Source organism: Rhizobium sp. FG96, from assembly GCF_057808655.1.
In genome coordinates this window covers 59,329-83,200 of record NZ_JBMDIL010000005.1, presented here as the reverse complement: position 1 = coordinate 83,200, position 23,872 = coordinate 59,329, and the positions used below count along the sequence as shown (strand labels likewise).

Here is a 23,872-nt window from a genome sequence, read left to right as displayed (position 1 = left end):
TCACTGAGGCTCAGGCCTCAAGCAGCCCGAGCGCTCGCGCAGCATTCTTCCCATGCCGTGCGAGCGCCTCGAAGTGGCTTTTTCGGCCGCTGCCATCACGGAAGTAGAACCCGATGGTCCGCGTCTCCTGCCAGTCTACGAATGGGAGCAGCAGAACGTCTTCAGATTGACGAAACTCTGATCGAGCGTAGAGCTCGGGAAAGAGCGAGCAGCCCATGCCGATCGACATCATGTGCCGAATAGCGTCAAGGCTCGTTCCCTCATAGTCGTCGACGATTTGGGCGCCGGAGGCGTCAGCAAGATGTCTGACATTTTCGAAAAGCCTGTTACCGCTGCCCAGAGCGAGCAATGTCTCTCCTCGAAGGTCCGCCACCCGGGCGACCCGCGCCCCCGCAAGCCGATGCTCCCGGGGTATTCCCAGATAAAGCTTTTCCCGCCCGATCGGAATGAATGTCAGCGTGTTGTCGGTCAGAGCCGGTCCTATCCCGCAATCGAGGATACCCTCGACCACCGCGCTCTCGATCGCTGCCGGGCGATCCTCCGTGATGTATATCCTGAGCTCCGGAAATTCCGCATGGATCGTGGGAAGAAAGGTCGGCAAAAAATAAGGACCAAAGCTCGGGGAGGTTCCAAGCTTGATCAGACCCCCGAGGGTTTTGGCGCTTTGGCCAACGGCGTCAAGGAGATCGTTGATTGCGGCGAGGGTGATACGGGCGCCATGCACGAATTGTTCACCGGTTTTCGTCGTGATTACGCCGCTGGATGTCCGCTCGAATAGCTGGATCCCCAGGCCGTCTTCCACCGCGCTCACCTGTACCGAGAGCGTCGGCTGGGAAACATGACACCGACGCGCAGCCGCACCGAAATGCCGAGCTTCAGCTACCGCAATCACATATTCCAACTGGCGAAAGGACGGACGAAAAGGCATTGCGCGATAGAAGCATGCTATCGCAATGATTACAACAATCAATTGGCGCTATCATGAACTGCTCTCCACCTCTGTCCTGAAAAAAGTGTCAGGAGGCGAAGATGAACGATAACGTTACATTCCACGACAACAGCCCGTCGCGCCGGGAGGCTCAGCGCAAGCTCATCTCAACTGGGATCCAGCGTTCGAACGGGAAGAGGTCGCGCGTGCGCAAGCGTGACCGTGTCGACTATATCGAGCGGCGCAACCGAGATGGACATTCAGTGACCGTTCCGGTCGTCCGCCGCCGCAGCATGTCCCGAGTTCTTCTGCTCGAGGATATGTAACGGACCGGCGACCTGGTCAGAAACGCGTTAGCGCTGGGCGTGAACCGAGTTGAGACGGCTCGCTAAACCAAGTCGCCAAACAGACGTGCCTTATCCGGCACATCCCCACGAGCCCTGCAGTCCGGGCCCCTCTGGCGAGAGAAGCCGGTCCTCTCGCGATGTCGGATGTCGTATTCAGTATCGAACGACCGGTCGGAGAGAAATGTGGATTACGGCTTCCTTCTTGTCGATTGGCTCGGCAAGCCACTTTGGATGTGGCTGACGTTCCTATCTATTGTCTTGGCGCTTCTCGTATTCGACTTGGGCGTTCTGCATCGCCACGACCGGGAGATTTCGGTACGCGAAAGCTTTATCCTGTCGTCGATGTATATCGGGCTGGGACTCACTTTTGGAGGGTGGGTCTGGTGGCAGCTCGGCGCCGAACCGGGGATCAATTATCTGACTGGCTTCGTCGTCGAAAAGACGCTGGCGCTCGACAACGTGTTCGTTATCGCCTTGATTTTTTCATTTTTCGCCGTCCCCCGGATCTATCAGCATCGAGTGCTCTTCTGGGGCGTCCTCGGCGTTATAGTCCTTCGCGCGATCATGATCGGCCTCGGTGCGACGCTTGTATCGCAATTTTCCTGGCTACTCTATGCATTCGCGGCTTTTTTGATCGTCACTGGCGTCAAGATGCTGTGGGTGGGCGATAGTCTACCCGAGATGGGCGACAACCGGTGGTCAAGCTCCTTCGTCGCCGCTTTAACGTCACAGATGAGCACCATGGCCAAAACTTCTTTGTCAGAAAGCCCGATCCGAAAACGGGCAGGCTGGTCTGGTTCATGACGCCACTATTCATGGCGCTCGTCATGGTGGAACTGGCCGACATAATTTTTGCGGTCGACTCGGTGCCGGCGATCTTCGCGATCACGACAGATCCGTTTATCGTCTACACGTCGAATATATTTGCCATTCTCGGCCTTCGCGCCCTGTACTTCGCGCTGGCTGCCATGATCCATCGGTTCAAGTACCTCAAGCCGGCTCTTGCGATCGTGTTGATATTCATCGGGTCGAAGGTCTTCGTGGCCGATCTGCTCGGTCTGGAAAAATTTCCCGCAGCAGTATCGCTTGGGATCACGTTCCTGATCATCGGAACAGGCATCGTCTGGAGCTTGCTGCGGACGAAGACCGCGCACAGGACATAGCCGAACCCGACGGAGCAGCTATAGTTTTGTATACGCGCCGGGAGGTGTCCGGCGCGGTCGTCCGCAAATCGCCTGGGCTGACGCAGGACGAATACGTCTGGCACTGCCCACGGGGCGTCGAGGTCCTCTCCGGCTGTAGTCTGCTATATCGACAGAAGAGACAACGCTTTCGCAAGGGGCCTGGTGGCCCACGCCTTTATTCTGCTGGAAGAATGAGAATCAAGCTGGCGGTCGCCCCTCAGTCAGCATGGCACCGCCATCTGCACTTGCACTTGCGGCGCCAGGACCGTTGCTATTCCGGTCCCGCCAACGTTTGATCGGAGAAGCGTGCTTGCTGACCGCATCATGTGATTGCCGGATAGACGTTGCGAGGGTCGATTAAAAAACTCAACCTTGCCAGTCCGGACTGCCGGCCAAGGACGGAAGAGTTTTTGCAGTCCCAATATGAGGTTTCGGGACGGGGCAGATCGTTCTTACCATCGATAGCTGCTATTCCAGCTTCAGAAGGCCCGACACAGTAAAAATATCCTTATCGCCGCGGCCGCAAAGGTTGACGATTATGATCTCGTCGCGCTCCATGCGCGGCGCGATCTTCATCACCTCTGCAATTGCGTGCGAAGGCTCCAGGGCCGGAATGATCCCCTCGATCGTAGACAGGAATTGAAAGGCATTCAAAGCCTCAGCGTCTGTCGCGGAGCTGTAGAAAACGCGCCCTGTGTCTTTCAGCCACGAGTGCTCTGGGCCGACCCCGGGGTAGTCCAGCCCAGCGGAGATCGAGTGTCCTTCATTTATTTGACCCTCTTCGTCCTGCAAGAGGTAAGTGCGGTTGCCATGCAAAACTCCAGGACTTCCCCGTGTCAGTGAGGCGCAGTGTTGCGACGTGTCCAAACCTTTTCCGGCGGGCTCGACGCCAAGCATCGCCACATCGCGGTCGGCTAGGAAGGGATGGAACAAGCCGATGGCATTGGAGCCACCACCGACAGCGGCCACCAATAGATCGGGAAGCCGTTTTTCAAGTTCTACGATCTGCTCGCGTGCCTCCCGCCCGATGACGGATTGCAAGGTTCGGACCATCTCTGGATAGGGATGGGGACCGGCGGCTGTGCCGATGAGATAGTAGGTGTCATCGATGTTTGAGACCCAGTCGCGGAGCGCCTCGTTCATAGCGTCCTTCAGGGTCCCGTTTCCAGAGCGGACCGGGCGTACATCGGCTCCCAGCAGCTTCATCCGAAACACATTGGGAGCCTGCCGTTCGACATCAGTTTCGCCCATGTAGATCACGCATTCGAGACCGAACCGCGCGGCCATCGTCGCAGTGGCCACGCCATGCTGGCCTGCACCGGTCTCCGCAATGATCCTGGTCTTGCCCATGCGTTGGGCAACCAGGATCTGGCCGAGACAGTTGTTGATTTTGTGCGAACCGGTGTGGTTCAACTCGTCTCGCTTCAGATAGATACGAGGCCCTCCCAGTCGGCCTGTCAGTCTTTCCGCATAGTAGAGTGGGCTCGGTCTTCCAGCATAATGTCGAGACAACATGTCGAGCTGTTGCCAGAATGATGCATCTGTTTTCGCTTTCTGCCACTCTTCGCTCAGGGCGATCAGGAGGGGCATCAGCGTTTCGGGCACAAAGCGTCCCCCGAATCTTCCAAAAAATCCGTCATCATCCGGTAGCGCGTTGTGTGTGAGCATTTGCATCATGATCTCCTTGATGCTCTTACGCCACTGGCTGCATTTGGATGGTGCCGACTGACTGTTTTATGCTTTAGATCTCAGCCATTCATCGGATTGTAGCGGTCAAGCATCACCTCGAGTGGCACTTTGGCCTGCAGGGTTACCGCCAGCAGAACCGTGCCGCTTATCTTGCGCTGTACGAACAGCTTGTCTGGTGGCGGCACGCGCCACGTATTTCGATCTGCAATGATCGGTTCCGCCTTTTCCCGAATGGCTTTGACGAAGGCTCGATCTGAAAAATCGAACTGGTAACGGTCGTGTCTTGCCAATTGCCGAAGGACGATATCGATTATTTCATTGAGCGCGGCGCTGTGGTTCGCAATCTGCGCAGAAGAAACAAACTCCATGGTCAACAGGGCCTGTCGGATTTTGGTGCGATCGCGAGCAAGGCCGGCACCAAGCAAAGCCTGGTATTGCTCGGCGGTATCAGGTGCAAGCTGCCGCGTTGCGCCAAAGTCGAGTAGGACAATCTTGCCTGTATTGGCCTGAAACCGATAGTTGGCGAAATTGGGATCAGTCTGCATGAGTTTGAACTCGAACAGTTCCTTAAGAACAAGATCAAGAAGCGCAGTTACAGCGAGATTGCGGTGTTGCTGCGGGGCATCGGTCAAGGTCTCGATCTTTGAACCGGCCATGTAGTCCATCGGCAAGACAGTCTCATGAAGCAGGTCATCGACCGGAGCCGGTACCAGAAATCGTGGGTCGTCTTCGAGCAGCGCCCTGTAGTGTTTCATCTGCTCCGCCTCGCGCAAATAATTGGCCTCCTCCCGCAGCTGACGTTTTGCCTCCGCGAGCAGGGGGCCGAGATCCAGATTTGCCGGAACAAGGCCGGACATGCGCAGGATCGCAGCAACGTTATCAATATCGGAATCGATACTCTTAGCGACGCCGGGATACTGAACCTTGACAGCGAGCTCGCGACCTGTCGCAAGCCGGGCGCGGTGAACCTGACCGATCGAGGCAGCCGCGATCGGGGCCATATCGAAGCGAGCAAACCTGGATCGCCAGTTGCTTCCCCAGGCATTCCTGAGCACGCCCTCGAGTTGACGCAGCGGCATCGTGTGAGCATTTTCACGAAGTTGAGCAAGGATTGCGGTAAGTCCCCGGGGCAGGATGTCGCCGGGGTCAAGCGACAACATCTGGCCTAGCTTCATTGCTGCACCTCGCAGTCGCGATAGTTGCTCTGCTGCACGCAAGGCGTTTGATGGTGTCAGAACAAGGTCTGAAAGATGCGGCCGTTCACCCCGCGCCAGACGCCCCAGCCCCTCTCCCACAGCTCCGGCGGCAACGCCGCCGGCGAGCTTTCCCAAAGCAGCAAGTCGGCTAAGACGGCTTTGAGGTACCGGGCGAGTTCGGTCGGTCATTGGACGATCCTTTGCAAGGCGACGTTCGAAACATGAGCCGGTTGGAGGCCACAGGTTTCGCAACGCGGCCCGCATGCCGGTGGTGAGGCCGGTGAGGTGCAGGAGTGCCATAAAACCGTCAAATGCACCGGCATCCTGATCACGATTTCCAGCTGCGCTACCGCTTGGAGCAGGGCTAGTCGCTGCGCATGCTGCAATGTTACGTGCGCCCCAAGACCCCCTCTATCGCTGGCGCGCCAGCTGCATGAAGCGCGCCTGATCTGACGCAAACATTTGGAACTGGCCGGTGAAGAACGTGGTTATGGTCCTGGCGCCGTTTTTCTGGATCCCGCGCATTGCCATGCACATGTGCTCAGCTTCAAGCATCACGGCGACACCTTTGGGTCTTAAGCTCTCGTCCAGGGCTTGCGCAATCTGAGCCGTCATCGTCTCCTGCGTCTGAAGCCTGCGGGCGTAGAGATCGACCAGCCTTGCAATTTTTGACAGTCCAAGAACTCCATGATCGGGAATATAAGCAACATGGGCAACCCCATGAAACGGGACCATATGGTGCTCGCAGTGCGAATGAAACTCTATATCCCTGACGAGGACCATGTCACTGTACCCACCGACCTCTGAGAATGTCTTGGCCAGAATGTCTTCAGGTTCAACATCGTACCCCGAGAAGAGCTCGCGATAAGCCTTTGCCACGCGTCTTGGTGTTTCCATTAGCCCTTCGCGTGACGGATCATCGCCAGCCCAACGGATCAACGTACGCACGGCCGCTTCTACTTCCAATTGGGTCGGCCGTTCCGGATCTGGCGTAAGCTCGCTTTTGGTCACCACCGCGTCCATTTCACTTTCTCCTCAATCTGTCAGGCTGGTGTTACGCTGACCAAGCACAGGTGGATCAAACAGGCGTTGAGCTGAACAGTGGTTTCTGATCTGTTTCGGCGCAGAACCGTACAGTGAACCGTCATTGATCACGGCGAACGAATATGGTCGCGATGCAACGCGTTGGTATTATTGGTGCGGGAATGGCCGGTCTTGCTGCTGCCCGATCGCTGTCGAAGTCCGCGAACGTAACGGTTTTCGAAAAGGAAAGAGGCGTCGGCGGCCGGATGGCGACACGTCGGGTCGATAACAGCTCGTTCGACTATGGCGCACAGTATTTCACAGTGCGTGATGCAAGTTTTTCCAGGCAGGTGAAGGCAGCTTGTGAGGCCGGCCTGGTCGCTGTTTGGACCTGCGCTCCCATGACCTTACCGGACAATGGTTTACCGAAGACGGCTGCCTTGGACCCCACACGGTACGTCGCTATTCCAGAGATGGACGCTCTCGCAAAATCAATGTCGGTCGGTCTTGATCTCCGGCTGCATACGTCTGCGGGCAAAATTACAGGCAAACCCGGTAGCTGGTATGTCAACGCTGGTCATGCCTCGCATGGGCCATTTGATTGGGTGGTCGTAGCAGCGCCTGCCCGACAGGCGGCCATGCTGATGCCTGAGCTGTTCTCGCACCATCGAACATTGACGGGGGTCACAATGAGTGGCTGTTTCACGTTGATGATGAGAATGCTGGACGATGCCAGATTGCCATTCAAGGCTGCCTGGCTGTCGGATCCTGTCATCGGCTGGATCGCTCGTAATCACACTAAGCCAGGTCGCGCATCGTCCCCGACCCTGGTCGTCAACGCAACGGCGTCATGGGCGGACGCCAACATCGATGTATCGCTCGATATCGTGCGCCGGACGATGGTTGAGGCTTTAAAGCGTCATATGCCCCTGAAGCCGGCCGAAACTCGAACAGTTGTCATTCACCGCTGGCGCGATGCCGACGTCATAGAGGCTGCCGGCCAGCCTTTTCTCCTCGATGAAGGCAATCAGCTTGGCGCTTGTGGCGACTGGTGTATTGGAGGTCGTGTCGAGGCAGCATTCATGAGCGGCTCGAAGCTTGCGGATGCCATCCTCGCAGCGATTGGAGAACAGGAATGAAAGCGACGGTACGCGGCGTTTCGACGGTCCTCACCTATCTGGGTGCGCTGCCATTCTGGTTGCTCGTACTGCCAGTAATCCTTCAAGTCGGCGCGGCCTCGCAACTTTTTGCTGCTTACGGGTCCATTATTGCAGCGTTCATGGCCGGAGCGTTGTGGGGCGGCGCGCAGGCTTCGGCGTCTGGTCTCGGTATCATTGTGCTGAGTAACGTGTTGGCGTTGGCTTCCTTTGCAAGCGTTTTGATCGGATCACCCGCGCTCGGTCTTTCGATCCAGATGGCGCTCTACCTCGTGCTTCTCGCTTGCGATTTCTCGCTTTTGTCTGATCGTGCAGATCTCCGCTGGTATCTACGGCTGCGCTCAAGAGTCACGGCACTCGTTGTTCTGTCCTATGTTGTCGTGCTGATACACGCGGGTTTCAACATATCGAGGTGATCGCATCGCTTTATGTGGCGACCGGGACGCGTCTTGAAAAAAATCAAACCGAAATCGTGAGGATGCGTAGACAGGCGACCGGGCAAGAGACCGGCAACGAGAGGAGACCATCATGAACAGGCTTTTGGTAACTTCGGCTGTCGCACTATCAATCGGTTTGGCGGGAGTTATGGGTGCTAACGCTGCCAATCCTAAAGTCGGCGGTGCGGCGATGTATGAAGACAAGAATATCGTCCAGAACGCTTCCAATTCGAAAGACCACACGACCCTGGTCGCTGCGGTCAAAGCGGCCGGGCTGGTAAAGACGCTGGAAGGGAAGGGGCCCTTCACGGTGTTCGCGCCGACCAACGAAGCTTTCGACGCCCTTCCGAAGGGTACTGTCGAGACGCTGTTGAAGCCCGAAAACAAGGAAAAGCTGGCAAAGGTCCTCACTTGTCATGTGGTTGCTGCCGAAGCAATGGCAAGCACGGTCGCGAAGATGATCAAGGACGATGGCGGCGAGCATGACATCAAGACGGTCGGAGGTTGTGTGATCAAGGCCAAGGAAAACATGGGAAAGATCACCCTCACCGATGAGACCGGTGGCACTGCGACCGTGACCATCGCAGACGTGAAACAGTCAAATGGCGTCATCCACGTTATTGATAAAGTTCTGCTTCCGAAATCCTGATGTGAATTGCCGGGCTGCGTGTCGCAGCCCGGCTACCGTCCCTGTCGATGTCCGCGACGGTCTGCAAACGGCCGCCTTATGCCCGAGGAGAAGGGATTGCTCATGGGAGATGGCGACGATCGCAACCGGACCAATCATTGGATAATGTACGGCCTGCCGGCCGCCACCGTTGTCGCAATTTTGGTGTTCCTGGGAGGGACAGTGTTTCTGGGAGCCGATGACGAGACGTCAGTTTCGAGCGACGGGTTGTGGCAGCTGGCATCGCTCTCCTTGATGCCGATTGTCGTTTTTACCTTCTGGCTACTCGGCCGACACCGGCTTTGAGCGCCAAACTCGAAGGCGGCTTACGATCTCGGCTACACCCGGCAAAAGTTCGATCGCATACTCAAGAACACGGTCGGGCTTCATCGTCGATAGCAGGGAAGGTCTAAAGGTTCTTCCTATGCCCAAGCCTCGAAATACGCGCCACTAACAGTCGTGCTGTCTCTCGTGACCTTGGCGACTGACATGCGCACTACAAGGCGCCTTTGATCGAGCAAGCTGCACGGCAAAGCCGACTTAAGGGGATCGACCATCAGACCGCAATCACTAGGACGTTAAGCGCGGCTGCCTGATAACCCTGAGGAACAAAGCTTTCATTGCATCCGCGATGCCGTCGGTCGGTGTCACTTCGAAATAGAGGCCAGGGGACGCACATTCCGCCATTTTAGCAGGAATCTGGCTCTGGAACGGCGAGATCCAGGTATTGTACCAACTGTTCTTCGGAAGCGGTAAATAGGTCGTGTAGAGGACAGCAATCTTGACGCCGCGCGCTTTTAAAGGAGCGCAGAAACTCGTGTCGATCGGCTCCTGGCAGCGACCGCCGGTGGTTTTCTTGGTACAAGTGGATGGCTTGTAGCTGTCGCCGACGCCGTCCGCCACGAAGAACAGGATCTTCTGCGGGTCAGCGGACGTGTTGCCGCTGCCCGGCGTGGTGATGATGGTGTTCATCTGCGTCAGAGCACTGTCAAAGCTTGTTGTCTGATCACTGTTGTATCCCTGACTTGGAATGGTCATGAGATCGACGGCATCTGTGTATGATCGAACTTGATCCAGATCGTAGGTGGGATCTGAAATGGTGGTGAGCTTCGCATCCTCGGCCTTGGTGCCAAAGGTGTAAACTCCCATTCTGAACTGGTTGCTCGTGACGCGCGTGCTCTTTGCCGTCGTCGTTAACTGCTGGGTCGCCTGGCGGACCGTGTCGATACGCATGGTCACTCCGAGCGACTTTGCCAGATTGTAGTAGCTCTTGTTGCCGCTTGCGATATCGTGGCAGGCAAAGGCGCAACTGTCGGATGTGTTGGCTTGCATCTTGGTGACATCAGCTGCCGTAGCGCCGACACCCATTGAAGGTGTGTTGTCGATGAGGATATAGAAATCCATGAAGGACGCGGTTTGATATTCGGCGCTGGCGGTACCCGACACCTCAATACTGGTTTTACCAAATATCGCCATGAAGGTCGTCGGGATTGATGTCTTGAAGGCGATGTTGGAGGTGACCTTGTTCAAGTTGCGCGTTACTGTCACTGACAGGTCGATCGGTAGCGACGCGGCTTCTCCCGACATCTGTCCCGTGAACAGTTTGCGCGCTTCACTCTCGCCGACAGATATGGAGCCGTCAGCCGGCATTGCCATGGCCTGAGTAACGGCCGAAGACTTTTCCGCGACTGCCCCGACCGCTGCAGCGTCGGCAGCGTCAAAGAGTTGGGTGCGAATCTCCAGCGCGTGCGAAAAATCGATAGCCATGCCGGCGGCCCCGACCAGGGGCGTAATCAGGATTGCCGTCAATAACCCGAAATTTCCCGAACGGCATGCGAAGATGCGCCTAACTGTCTTTATCATGCACAAAGGTACCAAAGAGGACATGTGCGACTTCTAGCACCCTGCCTTTAAGGTCCCGCTAACCGGCTTGGTAAAGCAATTTCAAATGCTTACATCTCATACGCGAAAGCCGGAGGCGTCGCAGCCCGCGATGGTCGTGTGGCCGCCGTTACGCGGCAGACCCACAAGCACATGTCGACACGATATCATGCGCGCCAAAGCGTTCTGGAACGAAAGGCCGGTTAGCTCCCACGAGGCAGTCGGTGCAGTCCGGCCGACAGGGCCCGACCCCTGCGCCAAACAGATCCGCTCGCGCCAATCTCAGGCCGGATTTCAGCCTCATTTCGAGAGAACATAAGCCGATCTGACAGGGAGCAGCAAGGACGTTCCATTGCGTATACTGGTGGTCGAGGACGACGACATTCTTGGGTCGGCCCTGAAAAAGGCACTTGAGAAGCATGCTTATGGCGTGGACTGGTTCCGTGATGCCGAAACGGCGCTCCATGTCCTCAAATACAATGACTACGGCGCGCTGGTCCTGGATGTTAACTTGCCGAAGGCAAGTGGCTTTGATGTGCTGCGGGCTCTTCGCCAGAGTGGCAATGGCATCCCCGTTCTCATGCTGACCGCGCTCGACAGTGTGCGCGACCGGGTTGCCGGCCTGGACGAGGGAGCCGACGATTATCTGACGAAGCCGTTTGATCTGGATGAGCTTTTGGCGCGCATCCGCGCGCTGTTGCGCCGCAGGCAGGGGCGCAACGAAACGGTCATCCGTTGCGCAAACGTCGAGATTGACCCGGCCGCGATGGTTGCGCGTCGCGATGGGGTTCAACTTCACCTGCCCGCAAAGGAGTTCCATCTTCTGCGCCTGTTGATGGAGCGCAGCGGCCGCTACGTCACGAAAAGCGACATCGAATATGCCCTCTACGATTCTGAGGTGTCCGTGGAGAGCAACACGATCGAAGTGACGGTCTATAATTTGCGCAAGAAACTTGGCCCTGATTTCATACAGTCGATCCGTGGTGTCGGCTACATGGTCGAGCGCCGGCAGTGACCCTTACCCAACGGCTCTTTGCCCGTATCCTGCCGACCCTGATCGTCGCGATCGCTGTCGTCGGCTTTTTTGCCTATCGCAGCGCGACACGAGAAATAGACAACATCTACGACGCCCAGTTGATCAACGACGCGAACGTCCTGTGGTCCCTGATGCAGCATCCGCTCACCCGGCCCGATAACCGGCCAACGATCCAGGTACCCGACCTGGATTTCAATATGGATAATCAGCTGGCTCTGAACGAGGACGCTGACGATTATGCGGACGCGCACTCGTTCCGTGCCTGGAAGGGCGATACGCTCGCCTTTGCCAGCAGCAATGCCTTTCCAGCCGGGCTCAGCCGCTTCAAGGCCGGGTTTTCAGAGACCGTTAATAACGGCGCACGATGGCGGATCTATTCCCTGCCGATCCCTGATACAGATATTTCCATCGAGGTTGCGGAAGAAATCAATCTTCGCGAGGGCCTGGTCGAGAACATTCTTCTCAACCTGGCTTTCCCGCTTGTCGTGCTGATCCCTGTGATCGCCGTCATCATCTGGATGGCGATCACCAACGGGCTCAGCAATATGAAGGAGCTGGTATCGCAAATCCGGACGCGTACGCCCGATGACCTGTCGGTGATCGCAACGACCGGTCTGCCGAGGGACCTTGCGCCGCTTGTCCATTCGCTTAACAACCTCCTGCGCCGGCTTGGCCGGTCGCTGACGATGGAACGGCGCTTTTCCGATCTTGCAGCCCATCAGCTGCGCACGCCACAGGCCGGCATCAAGCTTTTGCTGCAGCTCTTCGACCGGGCCGATTCAGAGGATGAGCGGCGAGCGCTTTTGAAGGATCTGGTGGTCAGCAACGAGCGTGCCATGCACTTGATTGAACAGCTCCTGCGCCTGGCGCGGGTCAGTCACCAGCCGCTGCAGCTCGGCTCCGTGTCGCTGCGTGACATCGCTTCCGCCTCGCTTGCCGATTTTGCCGTACTGCTGAATGCACGCCACTTCGATGTCAGCCTTAGAGGTGCGCCGGAGGCCTTGGTCCAGACAGACAGGGCCCTCCTTCGGATCATGATCGATAACCTCCTCGACAACGCGATCAAGTATTCGGGCGATGCCGGAAAGATCGAGGTGCGGATCGAGCCCGGCGAGCGCGGCTGGCGGCTTTCCATCATGGACAGCGGTCCTGGCATTCCGCCAGACCAAAGAGAGGCGGCGTTTCAACGCTTCAACCGCCTCGATACGGGCGCCGGCGATGGCGCCGGACTGGGATTGCCTATCGTTGCCGATATCGCCAATCGGCTGGAGATCGCCCTCAGCCTCGGGACCTCGGAATGGGGACGGGGCCTAAGGGTCGATCTGGACATTGTCGGCGCGTGAGGCGCCGAATTCAGTTTCATTTCATCTTCGCCTCATCTTGCTTTCAGTTCGCCGCTCTAGACGTGTCCTCAGACGTTTGACGGAGCACGCGATGCAGGTGTTTTGCGATTTTGACGGAACGATATCGAAGGAGGACGTGACCGACCTCGTGCTCCAGCGCTATGCGCGCCCGGAATGGCGCGCGATCGAGGATCAATGGGTCAGCGGCAAGATCACGTCGGCGATATGCATGCAGCGCCAGATCAGGCTGATCGAGGCAACGCGCGCCGAGCTGAACGCCTTTCTCGACACTGTCGAGATCGACAGCGATTTTATTGCCTTCAAGCGGTTCTGCGACAACGCCGGGCTCGGCTTGAGCGTGGTTAGCGACGGCGTTGACTATTTCATCCGTCGCGTCCTTCGCCGCCATCAGATCACCTCCATACCCGTGATTGCAAACAGGCTCCGAGAGGGCGACGAGCTTTCGAAATCGGCATACGATCTCGATTTTCCCGCGATCAGCAGCGGCTGCAACGCTGGCTCCGGCGTCTGCAAATGCGCGGTCGTCAGCCCCTCGGTCGATTACATCTATGTTGGCGATGGACGCAGCGACTTTTGTGTCTCGAACGAGGCACCGGTTGTCTTCGCCAAGTCAAACTTGGCTGACCATTGCCGCTCCCGGGGCATCGAATTCTTCCCTTACGACAGTTTCGCCGATGTTCAGCGGTCTCTCGCAAGCATTCTTTCAATCCCTTCGCGCCGGCGCCCCGCACTGCCGGTGAAGAAATCAGCGTAACAAGAGGACCTCATGCGTTCCAACCTGAAACTTGCTCCCACCCGCGCGCCGGTCATTGGCGAAGACGAACTTCGTCTGCTCGAAGAGACCTACTGCTCGCACGGCGATACAGTGCATTATACAGAGAAGCCGAAATTCTTCGAAACCTGCGAGGGCTCCTTCGTCTATGATGCGGCCGAAACGCCATTTCTGGATCTGCAGATGTGGTACTCGGCTGTCAATTTCGGTTACCGAAACGAGCGCCTGAACCAGGTTGCGCATCGCCAGCTTGATCGCTTGCCACAGGTCGCGTCGCAATATCTACATCGCGAGAAGGTCGAACTCGCCGCACTGATCGCCCGAGATATGGAAGAAAAGTTCGGTTCAAAGGGCCGCGTGCATTTCAACGTCGGCGGTTCGCAGGCGGTGGAGGATTCGCTCAAAATCGTCCGCAATTTCACTGGCGGCAAAAGCCTGATGTTTGCCTTCGAAGGCGGCTACCACGGCCGAACGCTTGGTGCGACTTCGATCACCTCCAGCTATCGCTACCGTCGCCGTTACGGCCATTTCGGCGAGCGGGCGCAGTTCATAGAATTTCCCTATCACTTTCGCGGCCCGAAGGGCATGTCGAAGGAAGAGTACGGTCACGATTGCGTCCAGAAGTTTGCCCGTCTGTTCGAAAGCGAATATAATGGCGTCTGGGATCCAAAGGCGGGAAAGTCGGAATATGCCGCCTTCTACGTCGAACCGATTCAGGGCACGGGTGGTTATGTCATCCCACCGATGAACTTCTTCGTCGAGCTGAAGAAGGTCCTCGACGATCACGGCATTCTGCTGGTCGTCGACGAGATCCAGATGGGCGTCTATCGCACAGGCAAGTTGTGGTCGATCGAGCACTTCGGTGTTTCGCCCGATGTTCTTGTGTTCGGCAAGGCCATTACCAACGGGCTCAATCCCCTTTCTGGCATATGGGCCAAGGAGGAGATGATCAATCCCACCATTTTCCCGCCTGGTTCCACCCATTCGACGTTTGCAAGCAACCCAATGGGCACGTCCGTCGCGTTGGAGACGCTGAAGATGGTGTCGGAGAATGACTTCGGCGCCAGCGTCATGGAGAAGGGTGCGCATTTCCTCGAGGGTCTCAAGGACTTGCAGTCGCAACATGCGATCGTCGGCGAGGTGGACGGCTTAGGCCTGGCCTTGCGGATGGAAATCTGCAGGGACGATGCTTTCACGCCTGACAAGGCGACGCTCGACTGGATGTGCGACGAAGGCATGAAGGGCGATCTCGTCGTCGACGGTCGCAGATATGGGTTGGTGCTCGATGTCGGCGGCTACCACAAGAACGTCATCACCTTTGCACCAAGCCTGATGATCAGCCATGACGAGATCGAGCTTGCAATTTCACTGCTCGACCAACTCCTCACTCGCGCGGAACGGAGATAGTCCGGTGCAACTGCTTCTCCTTCATCTGGATGATGCGTTGGAGTTGCAGCCCGACTTTGTGCAGTCTTGCATAATGGCAGGCGCGCACGAAGTCAGCGACAAGGAATGCGGGCGCGCAGTCAGGCTCTGGGGCCGGCGCCGCGCGCTCGATGCCCTTAGGAGACGCCTGGCACGGATAGGGTCGCCGTCGGGCGATCAATCGCGGCTCTGCTTCATGGGTTCTGGCGATTTCCATCACGTGACGGCGCTGTTGCTGTCGCTGGCGCTTGAGCGTGCCCGCCGGCCCGTAACTGTGATCCATATCGACAATCACCCCGACTGGGTACATTTCGGCGATGGCATGCATTGCGGCTCCTGGGTTAACAAGGCGCTGGAGCAGCCGCTCGTCGAAAAGGTGATTACCCTCGGCGTCTGCAGTCATGATCTGAAGTCGCCCGAGAAAAAGGGCGCCAATCTTGTACCGTTGACCGATGGACGGCTGGAACTCTACCCTTATGACCATCCACCGAGCAGGGTGACATCAAGCTATGGGTCTGGAGCGAGCTTCAGCCAGATCGACGGTGCGCTGCACTGGCAGTCGATATCAGAACTCGGCGAGGCCAATTTCCTCGACCGGTTGCTCGGCCGTATCAAGACCGAGGCGGTTTACATTACCATCGACAAGGACGTGCTGACGAATGCCGATGCGGTGACAAACTGGGATCAGGGCCATATGCGGCTTCCCTACGTGCTTTGGCTCTTGAGCGAGATCGGTGAAAAATATCGCGTCATCGGCGCCGATGTTACCGGTGACTACTCAACTCCGCATTACAGCGGCAATCTCTATACCCGTGCAATGAAGACGGCCGAAGTGCTGATCGATCAGCCGTTGCGGCGACGCGACAAGGCGGCGGTGCGCAACATCAACAGTGCCGCCAACCATGCGCTGCTGGAGGTGTTGTCGGAGCTGATGCCATGATTGGGGGTCTTTCGGAATGGACGACCGGGGTCATCGTCTTCTGCATCCTGGCCGAAACCGGCCGGGAGATCTGCTTCAAGCGCGGCGCCACCGGTGCGCTGTTTGCGGACCTGCGCAACAAGGTAATCTGGCTCGGCATCCTCCTTTGGGCCGTCGAACTGGTAATGTGGACGCGCGTGCTTGAGGAAGTGGCGCTGTCGGTCGCCTTTCCGCTGATGGCGCTGAGCTATGCGGCGATCGCGCTCGCGGGCGGGATCATCTTCAAGGAAACTATCAATCGTCGCCATGTCCTGGGCATCGCCCTGGTGACCTTTGGCGTGGTCTGTGTTGGAGCGACGGGACTATGACAATCTTCGCCTATTCGAAATGGGATATCGTTCCGGTGCTGGCCGCAACGGCGCATCTGGCCTTCAACATCGACCTGATTGCCGGATTTGAGAGCCGACCGCTCTGGCTATCGGCGGCGCTTGGGTCACTCTATGCTCTATCGATATCCTGGAACATCAACAGTATCTCGCATAATTTCATTCACACGCCCTATTTCAGATCGAGATGGATGAACCGTCTCTTCAGCCTTTTGGAATCGGTGACGATCGGCTTTTCGCAGACCTACTATCACTTCGTGCACATGCGCCATCACTCCGGCAATAGCGACCGGCCCAACGACAGGGGCGAGACGATCGACATGCTGTCGATCTACAAGCATGGCAAGAACGGCGAGCCGGAGAACGTCCTTTCCTACACGTTTCTGAGCTTCTTTCGCGACGACATCGGTGACATTCACCGCGCGATCGCCAGCAAACGGCCGGCCGAAGCAAGATGGGGGCGTTTCGAGCTGGTTTGCGTTGGCGCCTTCGTGCTTCTGGCGTTGGTCTACGACTGGAAGGCTGCCTTGTTCTTTCTACCGTTCTATTATCTTGGAAATTGCCTCTCGTCACTGAATGGCTATTACGAGCATCTGCACGGCGACCCTGACGAACCGATCGCCTGGGGCGTCAGCAGCCACAACAGGCTCTACAACTGGCTCTGGTTCGCCAATGGATATCACGCCGAACATCATTATCGTCCGAAAACCCACTGGACCAAGCTGAAGAATTTCCACGAGCAGATCAAGCAGGACCAGGCTGCGGCCGGCACGCATGTGATCAGCACCTGCCATGCGCTCGGCTTCATGGCGAAGGAAAACCGGCAGCCGGGGGAATTTCCCGATGCCGGCTGAGGGACTTTCCTTCTATCTCGAGGGCACGAATGGCAGGGGCATTGTCCTTGTCCACGGCCTGACGGGGGCCCCTGCCGAGATGCGGCTGGTCGCCCGGCAACTCCATCGCCGCGGCTTCAGCGTCTATGCGCCGCTCTTGGCCGGTCATGGCGAGAACGAGGCGGTGCTGCGCAAGTCGCGCTGGGAGAACTGGCTCGACAGTGTCGAGGCCGCCAGTGACCTCATGGGCGAGCGGTGCGACGCAGTCTTTGCCGCCGGCATCTGCGTTGGCGGAAAGCTCGCGATGATGGCGGCAGAGCGCAATCCGATGTCGATCCGCGCCGTTGCCGTTTATTCTCCCTGTTTTCATTACGACGGCTGGGATGTGCCCCGGTACTACGCGCTGTTTTCGCCGCATATCCGCTGGATATCGTTTATCCCCTTTATCGGCCGCTTGAACTTTCGCGAAACACCTTCGCTCGGCATCAAGGATGAGCGAATGCGTCGCATGGTGGCAGGCATGAACGGCGAGGGCATGCTCGAGACCTTCCCTGGGCGCGGTCTCATCGAGATGCATGAACTTGGAAGAGCACTCAAGGCAAGGCTTCCTGACATGCGAACGCCGACGCTGATCGTTCATTCACGTGAAGACGACCTTAGCGGTCCGTCGCACGCCCAGTACATCGCAGCCAATATCGGCGGGCGTCGCGAGCTTCGCTGGCTGGATGACAGCTATCACATGATCCATGTCGATCGCCAGCACAGGCATGTGGCCGACATGACAGCCGAATTCTTCGAGGCGGAACATGCAGCAGCAAGCGCTTGAGATTGGCACAGCCGAGCATGCCGGATCCGGCGGACCTTCACCAGTCGCATCACTGCTTTCGAGCATCCGTATGCTGGACAGGCACGCCTGGAACATCTGCTTTTCGAAAGAGATCGAGACCTATGACTATCTGCTGGTGGTGGAGGAGGCCGGCATTGCCGGTTTCGACTTTCGCTATGTCGTATTGCGCGAAGACGATGAGATCGTTGCCGCGATGCCCGCCTTTTTGTGCCGCTACGCGCTCGAAACGACATTGCAGCCCGGCCGCATCAGACGTTCGGTGGGCAGGATCCGTTGCCTTTTCCCCGAATTTCTGACGCTGCGCCTGGCCTGCCTTGGTTCGCCCTGCACGGAAACCGGCATGATCGGCTTTCATCCGCGGATCTCCGAGAGTCGCCGGCCACAGCTCTTTGCGCAGCTTCTCGCCGCTTTCGAAGCGCATGCGCAGGCCGAGGGCTGTTCGCTGATCGCGATGAAGGATCTGGCGCTACCGCTGCCGTTGGGTGTGACGCGCGTTTTGTCTGACGGCGGGTATGCTGAGATCGTCAGCATGCCGACAGCGTTCCTTGATATCGACTTCGATACGCTCGATGACTACCTTTCGAGGTTGTCGGCGGGGACCCGCAAGGATATGCGGCGCAAGCTCCGGGGCCGCGGCACCGTGCGCATCGAATATCGCAGCGATTTCGGCGAATGGCTGCCTCGCGTGATGCAACTCTATCTGGAGACGCGAGAACGCAGCGAATGGCAGTTTGAAGAGCTGACGCCTGCCTATTTCCAGGGTCTGCTGAAGGGGATGCCCGGCCGGTCCTTCTGCACGATGTATTTCGTCGAAGACGAATTGCTGGCAGCCAATGTCATGGTTTGTGACGGGTCCAGGCTCATCGACAAGTTCTTTTGCATGGATGCCCCTAGGGGCAGGGCCCACAACCTTTATTATCTCAGCTGGTTCACCAACCTCGAATATTGCCTCAGGCACCGTATCGGTCGCTACCAGAGCGGTCAGGCCTACTATCGCAACAAGGTCCGGCTCGGTAGCAGCCTGACGGCCAATGCGATGTATTTTCGCCATCGCAATGCGGTCCTTCAGCTTGTTTTGAAGACCGTATCGCCCTTCTTCAGTGGCGATGACGGTGCCGAGGTGATGACGTGAATGCGATCCGGCCGATATGGTTGGCAGTGCCGCTATTGAACACAGCCCAGCAGCTGCTGTTGAAACGCAGCGCCGAAGAGGCGGCTCGTACCCACGGCGAGTGGCTGTTTCAGATCCTGTCGTCTCCCTGGTTTTTCGCGGCGATCGCTGCTGAGATCGCCTGTTTTGCTATCTGGATGACAGTTCTGTCACAGCTCGATATCAGCAAGGCCTTCCCGCTTTCGGCCATCAGCTATGTCTTCGTGATGGCCGTCGCCTGGCTTGCGTTCGGCGAGCCGGTGAGCGTGCTCCAGCTCGCAGGCAGCGGTCTGATCCTGATCGGCATCTGGTGCATCGCAACGGCCGTGCCATCGCATTGAAAATCGAAGGTGTCGGGTCAGAAGCCGACGCTGAAGGCCTTGTTCAATGAAATGCCGATGATGTTCTGGTTCGCGTCGCCGAGCTTCGAGGTGATCGGGCTGTCGGCGCCGTCGCCCGTCAGTCTGTCGAGCCGGTCATAGAGCTGCAGCGACAGGGTCGGCGTCACGTCATAAGACGCCGAAACGGTAAGTCCGACCGATTTCAGGCCGCCGGTGGCATCGAAAGCGGGCAAAACCCCGTTCTGGGCTGCTTCGCTTGACGAAATAGAGAAGTATTTGCGCATGTAGGCGCCGTCGGCGAATGATGCGCGCGGTCCGATCGAAAGCAGCCACTTGTCGCCAAACGACTGGAACCAGTCGATGCCGAGATCGGCGACCAGACCGCTGCCATTCGACAGCGCCTGGCGGATTTCGGTGCGGATACGCAGCTCGTCTGGTATTGCCCAATATTGCGCAAAGACGCCGGCGTCCACGTCCCAATGAACCGCATGAAGACCGGCGAGCCTCTGGTCGTCGGAACGGGACCGGGAATCGCGAAAACCGAGCACTGGCCCAGCTTCGAAGCCGCCAAGACCAATAAGGCCATAGTCGATGCTGTCGTCGGGAGCACCCGGCTCATCGGGTTCGTCAAAGCGCCTGATATCGAACGACGGGATGGCGCTGAAACCGTCATGCCTCGATCCGGGAAATTTTGGGCCATATTCGATGCTGGCGCCGAGCGTCACGACCCAGCTGTCCGGTGATACAACGGCTGCTTTATCTCCAGCAAATGCCCTTCCCGTGGCAGCCGGAAGAAGGAGTGTGACAACAAGACTTGTTTGAACCAATCGACTGATGCCGGTCATGCCTGTACCAGATACTGACGCACGCACTCGATAGTGCCTTCCTGCTTGCAGGAGTCAAGCAGCAGGCGGGCGGTCGAACCCAAGGCCTGTCTGTGTTTGGGCTTGTCCCGCAGGAAAAAGCCACTGCAGACAGCGCCTCACCTGGGCCTTGCTTCCAGTGATGATGCACCCATCATCACTGGAAGAGGTCCTTTGATGGCTCGCGCGCTTTTTAGCGCCGAGTTTGTCTCCGGCGGATAACAGGGATGGGCATCAGACCTGTGCCATGCCTCCGTCTACGGCTATTTCCGCGCCTGTCGTAAAGCTGCTTTCGTCGCTGGCCAGAAACAGGGCCGCGGCCGCCACCTCCTCAGGTTTGCCCATCCGCCCAAGCGGTATCATCCTGGACAGTGCGTCTCGAATTTCCTGCGAGGCTGCAGCCATCATCGCGGTATCGGTTGGGCCAGGACTTACGACGTTGACACGTATCCCCTTGGGAGCGAGTTCGTTGGCCCATGTGCGTGTGAGCGAACGGACTGCAGCTTTCGTGGCGCCATAGACCCCATAGCCCTTGGTGCCGATATCGCCGGCAATCGAGCCAATCAGCACGATCGTTGCCCCGGGCTGCATCAAGGTAATGGCACCTTGCGCCGCAAACAGCAGAGACCGGACATTCAGGCCGAACGTTCGATCGTAGTGATCCTCGGAAATTGCTCCGAGAGGCGCGTGTTCAGAAAGCCCGGCGTTGACGACAAGCACGTCGATATGGCCCTGCTCCGATCGGATCTGCTCGAAGACGCGCTGGAGATCTGCATTGTTTCCGGCATCGGCCTTTATGGTGCGGATGGTGCCAGTGCCACCCGGCTGCCTCTGTGTCTCTGCGCCCTTGCGGCTCGTTGCGTAAACCGTTGCGCCCTCGCTGGCAAAGCGATGCGATATGGCCCCGCCGATACCGCCAACGCCGCCGATTACGAGGGAAATCTTGTTTGCTAATCTCATCACATCAACTCCATCAATAGTGATGGGCAGAAGATATAAACTCTATACCTACGGTCAATTACGTACTATATGTAAAGCAGATATCATGGAGTATATCGATGCGAAGGACCGACGTAGGTTTTCCGGTTAAGCCTTGTTCTGCTGAAAGACACAAAGCTGCCGCAGCCGAGGCACTATTGAACGTAGAAAAGGCGCGCCCGGTGCTGGAGCAGATCGCCAACAAATGGTCGGTGCTGATCCTGACGGTTCTTTGCTCAAGGCCGTCGCGGTTCAACGAGATCATGCGGCGTCTGGACGGGATCACGCACAAGGCGCTCGCCGAGGCGTTGAAGCGCCTGGAGCGCAACGGTCTGATCCGTCGTGAAGTGCTGACCACGACGACACCGGTCGGGGTGGAGTATACCATCACTTCGCTTGGCCGTTCGCTTCAGCAACCGTTCGAAGCCCTTTACACATGGTCCATGACCTACGGTCCCGAGCTGGAGCAAGCGCAGCACGACTACGATAACGGCAAACGTTGATCGCTTGGCGCTTTGCATCGTCGACATGCCTTTTGTGGCTGGCAGGGCCTTGAGGGACGCAGCGCTTTCACAACCTGCCTCGCGTGAGCAACGAAGCCAAGCCCAGCTGCCTGTGTCGTTACGACGGTGCGCGCTCGCGTCCGGCCGGTGCATCGCAGATTCATGGGTCAGCGGTGACGTTCCTGAAGTCGGGTCTTCCACGCATGATCTGGCCGAGGCTGCGGATTGTTTCGCCAGACGCAACAAACTCAACACTATTCAATCAATTGTTGATCCGCGGTTCTGGCGGCAATATCGCACCTGTCAGACGAAGACGTCTTCGCCTGAGAGTTTCAAAAAAAAATCGCAGGACGCACGATGACGAAAGCTTTTACATCGATCACACGCCGGAACGTGTTGATGAGCGCAGGCGCCGCAGTCACGCTCGCAACCATGTCACGCGCTTCCGGCCTTGCAGCCACCATCGATCCCACCACAGTCTCCAGCAAAGGACACGAGTTCATGAGCACTATAACCACCAAAGACGGCGTCGAAATCTTCTACAAGGACTGGGGAGCGAAGGATGCCCAGCCGATCATGTTCCACCATGGCTGGCCGCTTTCATCCGACGACTGGGACGCGCAGATGCTGTTCTTCCTCTCGAAGGGCTTTCGCGTCGTCGCCCATGACCGCCGCGGCCATGGCCGCTCGGCCCAGGTGTCGGACGGCCACGACATGGATCATTATGCGTCCGACGCCTTCGCAGTCGTCGAGGCGCTGGACCTGAAAAATGCCGTCCATATCGGTCACTCCACCGGCGGCGGTGAGGTTGCCCGCTACGTCGCAAAGCATGGCGAACCTTCTGGTCGTGTTGCCAAAGCAGTTCTCGTTTCTGCTGTCCCGCCGATCATGGTCAAGACCGAGGCCAATCCCGAAGGCTTGCCGATGGAGGTGTTCGACGGCTTTCGCTCGGCGCTTGCGGCAAACCGTGCGCAGTTCTTCCGCGATGTGCCGGCTGGTCCATTCTACGGTTTCAACCGCGATGGCGCGACTGTGCATGAAGGCGTGATCCAGAACTGGTGGCGTCAGGGAATGATGGGCGGCGCAAAAGCGCATTACGACGGCATCAAGGCATTCTCGGAAACCGACCAGACCGAAGACCTGAAGAATATCAGCGTTCCGACGTTGGTTCTGCACGGCGAAGACGACCAGATCGTCCCGATCGCAGATTCCGCCCACAAATCCGTCAAGCTCCTGAAAAACGGCACGCTGAAGACCTACCCGGGCTTCTCTCACGGAATGCTGACTGTCAACGCCGACGTTCTCAACGCTGATCTGTTGGCTTTCATCCGGGCCTGATCGGCATTGACGGCGGGTGCGGGCTCCCTCGCATCCGCCGTCTTCGGATTGCTGGTCCACACGCGCGAGCGCGCTGCATATCGATAGGAAACGTAATGACGACGACAAAGACAATCGCAAACCTTGGCGTTGCCTGGGAGCAAACCTTCGGCTACGCGCAGGCTGTCCAGGTCAAGGATACGATCTACATTTCTGGACAGTTAAGCCAAGACGGCGACGGCAAGATGGTCGCGCCAGCCACCCTTGACGCGCAAGGCCGTCCTGTCGACTTCGAGCCAATGGAGGCGCAGATACGTCAGAGCTATGTGAACGCCAAGAGCTTCTTTCTGAGTTCGGTGCCACTCTCGACGACGTTGTCGAAGAGACGCTTTTTGTCCTCGACGTCGCGAGTGCATTCGCAGCCGGATCAAAGGTCCGCAAGGAGATGTACGGCACGGACACTCCGTCCGTCGCAAGCAACCTGATCGGAGTGAGTGCGCTCGCCTTCCCCGAACAGATCGTCGAGATCACGTTCCGCGCGGTGCTCGACGCCACGGTCGCCTGATTAGACAACAGTCGCTCGAAGCGTTGCCGGGGTGATGCACTGCCGCGGCGAACCTTTCCTGATG

The 23,872-nt window shown here is 57.8% G+C and carries 25 protein-coding genes and 2 pseudogenes; 19 read left to right on the top strand and 8 right to left on the bottom strand.

Going from position 1 to position 23,872, the window contains the following annotated elements:
* Positions 1 to 10: 10 nt before the first annotated feature.
* Positions 11 to 970, bottom strand: a complete 960-nt coding sequence (locus ACODR6_RS11225; protein WP_246777699.1) for a LysR substrate-binding domain-containing protein — start codon at positions 968 to 970, stop codon at positions 11 to 13.
* Between the two features lie 59 nt (positions 971 to 1,029).
* Between ACODR6_RS11225 and ACODR6_RS11220 the strand changes: the two genes are divergently transcribed.
* Positions 1,030 to 1,254, top strand: coding sequence for a hypothetical protein (locus ACODR6_RS11220; protein WP_148194973.1), 225 nt, complete (start codon positions 1,030 to 1,032; stop codon positions 1,252 to 1,254).
* A gap of 165 nt (positions 1,255 to 1,419) precedes the next feature.
* Positions 1,420 to 2,438 (top strand): annotated as a pseudogene (locus tag ACODR6_RS11215) (TerC family protein).
* 489 nt (positions 2,439 to 2,927) lie between these two features.
* On the opposite strand, the gene trpB reads toward ACODR6_RS11215, so the two are convergent.
* The 3 genes from trpB to folE all read right to left on the bottom strand — a co-directional run bounded on the left by trpB (position 2,928) and on the right by folE (position 6,367).
* On the bottom strand, positions 2,928 to 4,133 hold the full coding sequence (gene trpB / locus ACODR6_RS11210) for a tryptophan synthase subunit beta (protein WP_449099155.1): 1,206 nt from the start codon (positions 4,131 to 4,133) through the stop codon (positions 2,928 to 2,930).
* Between the two features lie 74 nt (positions 4,134 to 4,207).
* Complete coding sequence (locus tag ACODR6_RS11205) at positions 4,208 to 5,533, bottom strand: ABC1 kinase family protein (RefSeq protein WP_203431356.1); 1,326 nt, start codon at positions 5,531 to 5,533, stop codon at positions 4,208 to 4,210.
* A 222-nt stretch (positions 5,534 to 5,755) separates the two neighbouring features.
* Complete coding sequence (folE, locus tag ACODR6_RS11200; RefSeq protein ID WP_199628433.1) at positions 5,756 to 6,367, bottom strand: GTP cyclohydrolase I FolE; 612 nt, start codon at positions 6,365 to 6,367, stop codon at positions 5,756 to 5,758.
* A gap of 143 nt (positions 6,368 to 6,510) precedes the next feature.
* Here folE and ACODR6_RS11195 point away from each other — a divergent pair, with 143 nt between their 5' ends.
* The 4 genes from ACODR6_RS11195 (at position 6,511) to ACODR6_RS11180 (ending at position 8,934) form a co-directional block, all read left to right on the top strand.
* Entirely contained in the window at positions 6,511 to 7,506 is a 996-nt protein-coding gene (locus ACODR6_RS11195) for an NAD(P)/FAD-dependent oxidoreductase (RefSeq protein WP_148195529.1), read from the top strand.
* Positions 7,503 to 7,940: a DUF3429 domain-containing protein gene (locus ACODR6_RS11190; RefSeq protein ID WP_203431355.1), complete on the top strand. Its 438-nt coding sequence runs from the start codon at positions 7,503 to 7,505 to the stop codon at positions 7,938 to 7,940. Before ACODR6_RS11195 ends, ACODR6_RS11190 begins: the two co-directional genes overlap by 4 nt.
* Before the next feature lie 169 nt (positions 7,941 to 8,109).
* Positions 8,110 to 8,610, top strand: coding sequence for a fasciclin domain-containing protein (locus ACODR6_RS11185; protein ID WP_413709037.1), 501 nt, complete (start codon positions 8,110 to 8,112; stop codon positions 8,608 to 8,610).
* Between the two features lie 96 nt (positions 8,611 to 8,706).
* Positions 8,707 to 8,934 carry a hypothetical protein gene (locus tag ACODR6_RS11180; protein ID WP_165402660.1) on the top strand — a complete coding sequence of 76 codons (228 nt, stop codon included), beginning with the start codon at positions 8,707 to 8,709 and terminating at the stop codon, positions 8,932 to 8,934.
* A gap of 264 nt (positions 8,935 to 9,198) precedes the next feature.
* Here the strand turns inward: ACODR6_RS11180 and ACODR6_RS11175 are convergent, their stop codons facing one another.
* A complete protein-coding gene (locus ACODR6_RS11175) occupies positions 9,199 to 10,491 on the bottom strand; it encodes a TadE/TadG family type IV pilus assembly protein (protein WP_112717556.1) in 1,293 nt (430 codons plus the stop codon).
* 370 nt (positions 10,492 to 10,861) lie between these two features.
* On the opposite strand from ACODR6_RS11175, the gene ACODR6_RS11170 reads away from it, so the two are divergent.
* Genes ACODR6_RS11170 through ACODR6_RS11125 form a run of 10 tightly spaced genes read left to right on the top strand, consistent with a single transcriptional unit; the run spans position 10,862 to position 19,582 of the window.
* Positions 10,862 to 11,524, top strand: a complete 663-nt coding sequence (locus ACODR6_RS11170; RefSeq protein ID WP_203431354.1) for a response regulator transcription factor — start codon at positions 10,862 to 10,864, stop codon at positions 11,522 to 11,524.
* Positions 11,521 to 12,888: an ATP-binding protein gene (locus tag ACODR6_RS11165; protein ID WP_203431353.1), complete on the top strand. Its 1,368-nt coding sequence runs from the start codon at positions 11,521 to 11,523 to the stop codon at positions 12,886 to 12,888. The genes ACODR6_RS11170 and ACODR6_RS11165 overlap by 4 nt, the downstream gene beginning before the upstream one ends.
* The gene (locus ACODR6_RS11160; RefSeq protein WP_449099153.1) at positions 12,875 to 13,663 is read left to right on the top strand and encodes an MtnX-like HAD-IB family phosphatase; all 789 of its coding nucleotides are present in this window, start codon (positions 12,875 to 12,877) and stop codon (positions 13,661 to 13,663) included. Before ACODR6_RS11165 ends, ACODR6_RS11160 begins: the two co-directional genes overlap by 14 nt.
* 12 nt (positions 13,664 to 13,675) lie before the next feature.
* Entirely contained in the window at positions 13,676 to 15,088 is a 1,413-nt protein-coding gene (locus tag ACODR6_RS11155; RefSeq protein ID WP_203431352.1) for an aspartate aminotransferase family protein, read from the top strand.
* Positions 15,089 to 15,092: 4 nt separating this feature from the next.
* Positions 15,093 to 16,046 carry an arginase family protein gene (locus ACODR6_RS11150; RefSeq protein WP_203431648.1) on the top strand — a complete coding sequence of 318 codons (954 nt, stop codon included), beginning with the start codon at positions 15,093 to 15,095 and terminating at the stop codon, positions 16,044 to 16,046.
* Positions 16,043 to 16,393 (top strand): DMT family transporter, encoded by a 351-nt coding sequence (locus tag ACODR6_RS11145; RefSeq protein WP_203431351.1) that lies wholly within the window; start codon positions 16,043 to 16,045, stop codon positions 16,391 to 16,393. Before ACODR6_RS11150 ends, ACODR6_RS11145 begins: the two co-directional genes overlap by 4 nt.
* On the top strand, positions 16,390 to 17,265 hold the full coding sequence (locus ACODR6_RS11140; RefSeq protein WP_203431350.1) for a fatty acid desaturase family protein: 876 nt from the start codon (positions 16,390 to 16,392) through the stop codon (positions 17,263 to 17,265). Before ACODR6_RS11145 ends, ACODR6_RS11140 begins: the two co-directional genes overlap by 4 nt.
* On the top strand, positions 17,255 to 18,070 hold the full coding sequence (locus ACODR6_RS11135) for an alpha/beta hydrolase (RefSeq protein WP_148195376.1): 816 nt from the start codon (positions 17,255 to 17,257) through the stop codon (positions 18,068 to 18,070). Before ACODR6_RS11140 ends, ACODR6_RS11135 begins: the two co-directional genes overlap by 11 nt.
* Entirely contained in the window at positions 18,051 to 19,223 is a 1,173-nt protein-coding gene (locus tag ACODR6_RS11130; protein WP_203431349.1) for a GNAT family N-acetyltransferase, read from the top strand. Before ACODR6_RS11135 ends, ACODR6_RS11130 begins: the two co-directional genes overlap by 20 nt.
* Before the next feature lie 26 nt (positions 19,224 to 19,249).
* Positions 19,250 to 19,582, top strand: a complete 333-nt coding sequence (locus tag ACODR6_RS11125; protein WP_246777697.1) for an EamA family transporter — start codon at positions 19,250 to 19,252, stop codon at positions 19,580 to 19,582.
* Positions 19,583 to 19,599: 17 nt separating this feature from the next.
* Here the strand turns inward: ACODR6_RS11125 and ACODR6_RS11120 are convergent, their stop codons facing one another.
* A complete protein-coding gene (locus ACODR6_RS11120) occupies positions 19,600 to 20,307 on the bottom strand; it encodes a MipA/OmpV family protein (RefSeq protein WP_246777696.1) in 708 nt (235 codons plus the stop codon).
* A 372-nt stretch (positions 20,308 to 20,679) separates the two neighbouring features.
* Entirely contained in the window at positions 20,680 to 21,408 is a 729-nt protein-coding gene (locus ACODR6_RS11115) for an SDR family NAD(P)-dependent oxidoreductase (RefSeq protein ID WP_203431347.1), read from the bottom strand.
* Between the two features lie 95 nt (positions 21,409 to 21,503).
* Here ACODR6_RS11115 and ACODR6_RS11110 point away from each other — a divergent pair, with 95 nt between their 5' ends.
* Entirely contained in the window at positions 21,504 to 21,926 is a 423-nt protein-coding gene (locus ACODR6_RS11110; protein ID WP_203431346.1) for a winged helix-turn-helix transcriptional regulator, read from the top strand.
* Positions 21,927 to 22,258: 332 nt separating this feature from the next.
* Here ACODR6_RS11110 and ACODR6_RS11105 read toward each other — a convergent pair whose 3' ends face one another.
* Complete coding sequence (locus ACODR6_RS11105) at positions 22,259 to 22,399, bottom strand: hypothetical protein (protein ID WP_246777695.1); 141 nt, start codon at positions 22,397 to 22,399, stop codon at positions 22,259 to 22,261.
* Between the two features lie 28 nt (positions 22,400 to 22,427).
* On the opposite strand from ACODR6_RS11105, the gene ACODR6_RS11100 reads away from it, so the two are divergent.
* Complete coding sequence (locus tag ACODR6_RS11100; RefSeq protein ID WP_246777694.1) at positions 22,428 to 23,264, top strand: alpha/beta fold hydrolase; 837 nt, start codon at positions 22,428 to 22,430, stop codon at positions 23,262 to 23,264.
* A gap of 95 nt (positions 23,265 to 23,359) precedes the next feature.
* Positions 23,360 to 23,808 (top strand): annotated as a pseudogene (locus tag ACODR6_RS11095) (Rid family hydrolase).
* The last annotated feature ends 64 nt before the right edge of the window (positions 23,809 to 23,872 follow it).

Bases quoted from the DNA above. Each gene is read 5' to 3' on its own strand.
- ACODR6_RS11155 (WP_203431352.1), top strand. From the start codon at position 13,676: ATGCGTTCCAACCTGAAACTTGCTCCCACCCGCGCGCCGGTCATTGGC.
- ACODR6_RS11110 (WP_203431346.1), top strand. From the start codon at position 21,504: ATGCGAAGGACCGACGTAGGTTTTCCGGTTAAGCCTTGTTCTGCTGAA.
- ACODR6_RS11130 (WP_203431349.1), top strand. From the start codon at position 18,051: ATGCAGCAGCAAGCGCTTGAGATTGGCACAGCCGAGCATGCCGGATCC.
- ACODR6_RS11205 (WP_203431356.1), bottom strand. From the start codon at position 5,533: ATGACCGACCGAACTCGCCCGGTACCTCAAAGCCGTCTTAGCCGACTT.
- ACODR6_RS11220 (WP_148194973.1), top strand. From the start codon at position 1,030: ATGAACGATAACGTTACATTCCACGACAACAGCCCGTCGCGCCGGGAG.
- ACODR6_RS11145 (WP_203431351.1), top strand. From the start codon at position 16,043: ATGATTGGGGGTCTTTCGGAATGGACGACCGGGGTCATCGTCTTCTGC.
- ACODR6_RS11195 (WP_148195529.1), top strand. From the start codon at position 6,511: ATGGTCGCGATGCAACGCGTTGGTATTATTGGTGCGGGAATGGCCGGT.
- ACODR6_RS11175 (WP_112717556.1), bottom strand. From the start codon at position 10,491: ATGATAAAGACAGTTAGGCGCATCTTCGCATGCCGTTCGGGAAATTTC.
- ACODR6_RS11100 (WP_246777694.1), top strand. From the start codon at position 22,428: ATGAGCACTATAACCACCAAAGACGGCGTCGAAATCTTCTACAAGGAC.
- ACODR6_RS11190 (WP_203431355.1), top strand. From the start codon at position 7,503: ATGAAAGCGACGGTACGCGGCGTTTCGACGGTCCTCACCTATCTGGGT.
- ACODR6_RS11185 (WP_413709037.1), top strand. From the start codon at position 8,110: ATGGGTGCTAACGCTGCCAATCCTAAAGTCGGCGGTGCGGCGATGTAT.
- trpB (WP_449099155.1), bottom strand. From the start codon at position 4,133: ATGCAAATGCTCACACACAACGCGCTACCGGATGATGACGGATTTTTT.
- folE (WP_199628433.1), bottom strand. From the start codon at position 6,367: ATGGACGCGGTGGTGACCAAAAGCGAGCTTACGCCAGATCCGGAACGG.
- ACODR6_RS11135 (WP_148195376.1), top strand. From the start codon at position 17,255: ATGCCGGCTGAGGGACTTTCCTTCTATCTCGAGGGCACGAATGGCAGG.
- ACODR6_RS11140 (WP_203431350.1), top strand. From the start codon at position 16,390: ATGACAATCTTCGCCTATTCGAAATGGGATATCGTTCCGGTGCTGGCC.